A 7,618-nucleotide genomic window follows, 5' to 3' on the forward strand; every position below is an offset into this window, starting at 1 on the left:
TCACACTATTACAAACAAGTACATATAAAAACATAAAATTTGACATAAAAAATGCAGGTTTTATAAGGCCTGCAAGGTGATTTTCAATGATTCAACTGTCAAACTCCCGAGAATCAATCAAGAATCCGGTCAGAAAAATTGGAAATTGCGAAGGACCTATGCTATAATAAAACCAGTATGCAAACTGGCAGAAAGATCTGCCGCTTATTTTTTATGAAGGAGTAATGTAGATGAAACATACACATACCGTAAGCAGTGTAGAGAATGGGAGCATTGGATGGGAGCTTGGGATAGAGCCGGGGGATGTGCTTCTTAGTATCAACGGTGCTGAGATTGAAGATGTATTTGACTACCAGTATTATACAAATGATGAAGAACTTGTTCTTCTGATCAGAAAACCGGATGGAGAAGAATGGGAGCTTGAGATCGAGAAAGATTTTGATGAGGATTTGGGTTTGGAATTCGACCAGGGGCTGATGGATGAATACAAGTCATGCAGAAATAAATGTATTTTTTGTTTTATTGATCAGATGCCGAAGGGAATGCGGGATACACTTTATTTCAAAGATGATGACTCACGTCTGTCTTTCCTGCAGGGGAATTATATTACACTGACCAATATGAGTGATCATGATATTGAGAGGATTATCGCCTATCATCTGGAGCCGATTAACATTTCGATTCATACAATGAACCCAGAGCTGCGCTGCAGAATGCTTCATAATCGATTTGCCGGAGATGCGCTTAAAAAGTTTCAAAGGCTGTATGAGGGCGGGATTCAGATGAACGGTCAGATTGTGCTGTGCAAAGGCTTTAATGACGGTGAGGAACTTGAGAGAAGTATCCGTGAAATGTCGGCATATGCGCCGCTGCTTCAGAGCGTTTCTGTTGTTCCGGTAGGGCTTACAAAGTATCGGGAAGGTCTGGAACCCCTTGAGTCCTTTACAAAAGAAGATGCGGTTCAGGTGCTTGATACGATCCACCGGTGGCAGAAGAAGCTGTATGAAGAACACGGAATCCATTTTATTCATGCAGGAGATGAATGGTATATTCTTGCCGAGCAGGAAGTTCCGGAGGAAGAGCGGTATGATGGATATCTTCAGCTGGAAAATGGAGTTGGCATGATCAGACTATTGAAGAATGAATTTGCAGAAGCTGAGAGAGAAGAAGGGCGACGAAAGAGAGCGGGAGGTGTCGCTTGCAACAGGAAAACTTGCTTATCCATATCTGAAAGAATTTGCAGAACAGATACAGGAGAAGTTTCCAAAGACAGCGATACATCTTTATTGCATCCGCAATGATTTCTTCGGTGAGAAGATTACCGTGTCCGGTTTGATTACGGGGCAGGATTTAAAAGCACAGCTTGCCGGACAGAAACTTGGGGACAAGCTTTTACTCCCTTGTAATATGCTTAGAAGCGGAGAAGAAGTATTTCTTGATGATATGACAGTCACAGATTTGAAAGATGCTTTACAAGTTGAGATAGATATTGTAAAATCAAGCGGTGCAGATTTGCTGAATGCAATTCTGAATTAGAAGCAGAGTTTAAAATAGCAGTAATAGAAAGTAGATTAACAAGAGGTGAAAAATATGAGTAAGCCAGTGGTAGCCATTGTAGGGCGTCCGAACGTAGGAAAATCCACACTGTTCAACGCTCTGGCAGGCGAAAAAATTTCTATCGTAAAAGATACTCCGGGAGTGACGCGTGACCGGATTTATGCAGATGCGTCATGGCTTGATAAAGAGTTTACATTGATTGATACAGGCGGAATTGAGCCGGACAGCAGCGACATTATTCTGTCCCAGATGAGAGAGCAGGCTCAGATCGCAATTGATACAGCAGATGTTATTCTGTTTTTAGTAGATGTGAAACAGGGATTGGTAGATTCGGACTCGAAAGTTGCAGATATGCTGCGCCGTTCTAAGAAACCGGTAATTCTGGCAGTCAATAAAGTAGACAGTTTCCAGAAATATATGATGGATGTGTATGAATTTTATAATCTTGGTATCGGAGATCCGCATCCGGTTTCAGCGGCATCTATGTTGGGAATTGGAGATCTGCTTGATGAGGTAGTGAAATTCTTCCCGGCAAATGAGCAGGAAGAAGAGGAGGATGAACGTCCGCGAATTGCGATTGTAGGAAAGCCGAATGTAGGAAAATCCTCTATTATCAATAAACTTGTAGGAGAAAACCGCGTCATTGTATCCAATATTGCCGGAACGACTCGGGATGCGATTGATACAGAAATCAAATACCATGGAAGAGAATATGTGTTTATTGATACGGCAGGACTCCGGAAAAAGAACAAGATCAAAGAAGAACTGGAGCGTTACAGCATTATCCGTACAGTAACGGCCGTGGAGCGGGCGGATGTAGTTCTTGTTGTGATCGATGCTGTGGAAGGGGTAACAGAGCAGGATGCAAAGATTGCCGGAATTGCCCATGAAAGAGGAAAAGGCGTTATTATTGTAGTAAACAAATGGGATGCCATTGAAAAAAACGATAAGACAATGAATGAATATGAGAAAGAGGTTCGCCGGGTACTGTCCTTTATGCCATATGCGGAAATTATGTATGTATCTGCACAGACAGGTCAGAGACTGCCGAAGCTGTACGACATGATTGATATGGTCATTGAGAATCAGACACTTCGGATTGCGACAGGTGTGCTCAACGAGATTATGATGGAAGCCGTTGCTATGCAGCAGCCGCCGTCAGACAAGGGAAAACGTCTGAAACTTTACTATATTACGCAGGTTGCCGTAAAACCGCCGACATTTGTTATTTTTGTGAATGATAAAGAGCTGATGCATTTCTCTTATACACGTTATCTGGAAAATAAAATCCGGGAAGCATTCGGATTCAAGGGAACATCATTAAGATTCTTTATTCGGGAACGTAAAGAAAAGGAGCGGTAGAACATGGAACGTTTGATCTGTCTTCTGATCGGATATGTGTGTGGACTCTTTGAGACCGGGTATTTTTATGGAAAGCTCCATCATATAGATATCAGAGAACATGGAAGCGGCAACTCAGGAGCTACGAATACCTTGCGTACGCTTGGGAAAAAAGCCGGTCTGATCGTATTTCTCGGAGATGCGCTGAAGTGTGTGGCGGCAGCGGTTATTGTTTACTTTTTGTTTCGCAATACGAAAGGCGATATGATGCCGCTTCTTAAAATGTATGCAGGAGCGGGCGCTGTTCTTGGGCATAATTACCCGTTTTATCTCAAGTTCAAGGGCGGTAAAGGAATTGCGGCAACGGGAGGGCTGATCTTTGCTACAAATATCTGGATGGCGGTAATTGCATTTGCTATTTTTGCTTCTGTGGTGGCTGTGACGAAATATGTATCAGTGGGATCTCTTGTTGTTGTATTAGTATTTATTGCAGAAGTTGTTCTCTATGGACAGACAGGACATTTTCAGATGGCACAGCCGTATCTTTATGAATTGTATGGAATTGCGGTTTTACTTGCTATATCAGCATTTTATAAACATCGCGCTAATATTGTGCGCCTGAAAAATGGCACAGAAAACAAAATTGGTGCGAAGAAATAAAACGGTAATAAAAAAGGAGGTTCTAAAATGGCGAAAATAGGTATTTTAGGAGCAGGAAGCTGGGGGATTGCGTTATCCGTTCTGCTTCACGGAAATGGACATGAGATTACAGTATGGTCTATCATTCGGGAAGAGGTAGAGATGCTGCAGGAAAAAAGAGAGCATGTCAGCAAACTTCCGGGAGTAAAGCTTCCGGATGATATGAAATTTACCAATGACCTGGAAGAGGCAATGGCAGAGAAAGATGTCCTCGTCCTTGCGGTTCCGTCTCCATTTACAAGAAGTACAGCAAGAAGTATGAAACCTTACTTAACGAAAGGTCAGCTCATTGTCAACGTGGCGAAGGGAATCGAAGAAACGACGCTGATGACGCTTTCTGAGCAGATTGAGGAGGAACTTCCGGAAGCAGAGGTAGCTGTGCTGTCCGGACCAAGTCATGCAGAAGAAGTTGGGCGTGGAATACCAACAACAGTTGTTGTGGGAGCTAAGAAAAAAGAAACAGCAGAATACCTTCAGAACATTTTTATGAATCAGGTTTTCCGTGTTTATACAAGTCCTGACATTATGGGAATTGAGCTTGGAGGTTCGCTGAAAAATGTAATCGCTTTGGCAGCGGGAATTGCAGACGGACTCGGATATGGGGACAATACAAAGGCTGCGCTGATTACAAGAGGAATTGCGGAGATGACAAGACTCGGCGTAAAAATGGGCGGCAAGATGGAAACTTTCGCAGGCCTGACAGGAATGGGAGATTTGATCGTGACATGTGCAAGTATGCATAGCCGTAACAGAAGAGCCGGAATCCTGATCGGTCAGGGAAAGACAATGCAGGAAGCAATGGATGAAGTACAGATGGTAGTAGAAGGAGTATATTCTGCAAAAGCAGGATTGAAACTTGCTAAGAAATATGATATTTCTATGCCGATCGTTGCAGAAGTCAATGCAGTATTATTTGACGGAAAACCGGCAAAAGAGGCAGTAAATGAGCTGATGATGAGAGAAGGAACCTCTGAACACAGAAGTATGCTGTGGGAATAACCGGGAAGATATTTTCTTAAAAGGAATCACAGAAGTCTGGAGTAGTAATACTTCGGACTTCTTTTTTTGCACAAGAATCTTATGAAATTATAGGCAGAGAGGCATATTCTGGATGTTTGTTCATATAAATGTATCAGAAAAACAAGGGGGTAACAAGAAGTGAATACATTTCATTTATATAAGGACATGGAAGCCCGGACAAACGGAGAAATTTATATTGGAGTAGTAGGTCCGGTAAGAACAGGAAAATCAACATTTATCAAACGTTTTATGGATTTGTTAGTTTTACCCAATATGACAGACGAACATAGCCGTGCAAGGACACGGGATGAGCTTCCGCAGTCTGCATCAGGGAAGACGATTATGACGACAGAACCGAAATTTGTCCCAAAAGAAGCAGCTACCATCTGTCTGGATGATGATATTGCAGTAAAAATTCGATTGATTGACTGTGTCGGTTATATGGTGGAAGGCGCCGCAGGACATGTAGAAAATGATACAGAGCGCATGGTAAAAACCCCGTGGTTTGATACAGAAATTCCTTTTACAAAAGCAGCGGGGATTGGTACAAAAAAGGTAATCCATGAACATTCTACGATTGGGATCGTAATCACAACAGATGGTTCCATTGGAGAAATTCCGAGAGAAAATTACCGGGAGGCGGAAGGAAAGACAATCCGGGAACTGCAGGAGATAGGGAAACCGTTTGTAGTGCTTGTGAATACGAAGAAACCTTATGGAGCGGAAGCAAAAGCAGTTGTGGAAGAGTTGGAACAGCAATATCAGGTAACAGCAATGCCGGTCAACTGCGAGCAGCTTCGAGAAGAAGATATACATAAGATCATGCAGTCTGTTCTCTATGAATTTCCGGTATCAGAGCTGCAGTTTTTTGTACCAAAATGGGTGGAAATGCTTCCGGCAGATCATAAGATACGAAAGGATCTTCTCGATCATGTAAAAGTAATAATGGAAAATTTAAGTGAAATTAAAGATGCGGCAAAGGGCGTGCAGAAACCGGAAAGCGATTATATCGCAGAAATGAAGATTGATGAGATTGAAATGGATACAGGATGTGTAAAGATCCGCATCCAGATTGCTTCAGATTATTACTATGAAATGTTAAGCGATCTGACCGGGGCAGAAATTACAGGGGAGTATGAATTGATTCATACAATGAAACATTTGGCGATGCTCCGGACAGAATATGAGTCGGTAAAAGAAGCAATGGATGCAGTACAGATGAAAGGGTACGGGGTTGTCAGTCCTCAGAAAGAAGAAATTACTCTGGAAACGCCGGTACTCATCCGCCAGGGAAATAAATATGGTGTTAAGATCCACGCACATGCGCCGTCGATTCATATGATTCGGGCAAATATCGACAGTGAGATTGCACCGATTGTCGGAAATGAACAGCAGGCACAGGATTTGATCGATTTTATAAAAAAAGAAGCAGAAACGGAAGAAGGAATCTGGCAGACAAATATTTTCGGAAAATCTGTGGAAGAGCTTGTGCAGGATGGAATGAGAAATAAAATTGCTATGATCAATGAAGAAAGCCAGATAAAACTTCAAGATACAATGCAGAAAATTGTGAATGACAGTAATGGGGGACTTGTTTGTATTATTATTTAAAAACCTTGTGAAGCAACAGAACTATAGTATATAATAAACATTAGAGAATAAGACTTCGAAGGAAAAAACAGCCAGACGAAGAGAAAGGAAGATACAAATGATTTTATTTAACTGTGACTATAATGAAGGAGCCCATCCGCGTATTTTAGAGAAGTTAATAGAGACAAACATGGAGCAGCTTCCGGGGTACAGCGAGGATCACTATTGCGAGAAAGCCCGCGAAGAAATCCGCAGAGTCTGTGAAGCGCCTGATGCAGCAGTACACTTTTTGGTGGGAGGAACTCAGGCAAATTTAACAGTGATTGATGCCATTTTAAGAACACATCAGGCAGCGATCTGTGTGGAATCCGGTCATATTAATGTGCATGAAACCGGATCGATTGAAGCTTGCGGTCACAAAGTTATGACAGTTCCGGGAAAAGATGGAAAAATCAGCGCAGCGGATGTGCGCCGTGTTCATAAAACCCATTGGAGCGATGAGTCTTTTGAGCATATGACACAGCCGAAACTTGTGTATATTTCTCATCCGACAGAATACGGAACACTGTATACAAAAAAAGAACTGGAAGAATTGAAGCAGGCATGCGAAGAATGCGGAATGTATCTGTTCCTTGACGGAGCAAGAATGGGATATGGACTTTGTGCGGAACATACCGATGTAACCCTCCCTGTGATTGCACAAAATACGGATGTATTCTATATTGGGGGAACGAAAGTGGGAGCGCTGTTTGGAGAGGCGGTCGTATTTCCGAATCAGGCGTTAGCAGAGGATTTTCGCTATATCATAAAACAAAAAGGTGGAATGCTTGCGAAAGGGCGGTTTCTTGGAATCCAGTTTTTGGAATTGTTCCGTGATGGACTGTATTTTGAAATTTCCAAACATGCAATTGAGATGGCGATGATTTTGAAGCATGGCGTACAGGCACTTGGGATTCCGTTTTTTATGGAAAGCGATACAAATCAGCAATTTCTGATTCTGCCGGAAGAAAAGATCCGTGCGCTGAGAGAAGAGTATAGTTTTGCCTATATTCAGCCATATGACGAGAATTCAGGTGTGATCCGATTCTGTACGAGCTGGGCAACAAAAGAATGTGATGTAAGAAAGCTTCTGGAAGATTTGGAGAAGCTTATGGCACAATAGCAGAAGAGAGGAAATGCATGATGAGATTTGTGACTGGTGGCGCATGCCAGGGAAAACATGCTTTTGTCAATGGAAAATTTCCGCAGGAGATGTGTATTACGATAAGGGAAGAGCAGATACTGGAAAATATGTCTGCCGGTATCGATACAATTTTGCAGCTTCAAAAAGAGATTGCAGAAGCTGAACTTTCAGGGGGACAGGCTATCATAATTATGAACGAAACCGGAAGTGGGATTACGCCTATGGAGC

The 7,618-nt window shown here is 42.4% G+C and carries 6 protein-coding genes and 1 pseudogene; all 7 read left to right on the forward strand.

Translation table 11 applies throughout. The annotated features are described in order from the left end of the window. Positions 1 to 230: 230 nt before the first annotated feature. A pseudogene (locus DWX73_RS12340) lies at positions 231 to 1,536 on the forward strand (DUF512 domain-containing protein). A gap of 54 nt (positions 1,537 to 1,590) precedes the next feature. Beyond that, positions 1,591 to 2,919, forward strand: a complete 1,329-nt coding sequence (gene der, locus DWX73_RS12345) for a ribosome biogenesis GTPase Der (RefSeq protein WP_118349033.1) — start codon at positions 1,591 to 1,593, stop codon at positions 2,917 to 2,919. A 3-nt stretch (positions 2,920 to 2,922) separates the two neighbouring features. Beyond that, complete coding sequence (plsY, locus tag DWX73_RS12350) at positions 2,923 to 3,558, forward strand: glycerol-3-phosphate 1-O-acyltransferase PlsY (protein ID WP_118349034.1); 636 nt, start codon at positions 2,923 to 2,925, stop codon at positions 3,556 to 3,558. A 27-nt stretch (positions 3,559 to 3,585) separates the two neighbouring features. Beyond that, complete coding sequence (locus DWX73_RS12355; RefSeq protein ID WP_118349035.1) at positions 3,586 to 4,596, forward strand: NAD(P)H-dependent glycerol-3-phosphate dehydrogenase; 1,011 nt, start codon at positions 3,586 to 3,588, stop codon at positions 4,594 to 4,596. A gap of 159 nt (positions 4,597 to 4,755) precedes the next feature. Continuing rightward, on the forward strand, positions 4,756 to 6,228 hold the full coding sequence (gene spoIVA, locus DWX73_RS12360) for a stage IV sporulation protein A (RefSeq protein ID WP_118349036.1): 1,473 nt from the start codon (positions 4,756 to 4,758) through the stop codon (positions 6,226 to 6,228). A 97-nt stretch (positions 6,229 to 6,325) separates the two neighbouring features. After that, complete coding sequence (locus DWX73_RS12365; RefSeq protein WP_118349037.1) at positions 6,326 to 7,369, forward strand: threonine aldolase family protein; 1,044 nt, start codon at positions 6,326 to 6,328, stop codon at positions 7,367 to 7,369. 17 nt (positions 7,370 to 7,386) lie between these two features. Further along, positions 7,387 to 7,618, forward strand: a 232-nt coding sequence (locus DWX73_RS12370; protein ID WP_147334791.1) for a hypothetical protein, incomplete at its 3' end; no start/stop codon positions are given.

This window comes from Coprococcus sp. AF21-14LB, assembly GCF_003458885.1.
Lineage (GTDB): Bacteria > Bacillota > Clostridia > Lachnospirales > Lachnospiraceae > UBA9414.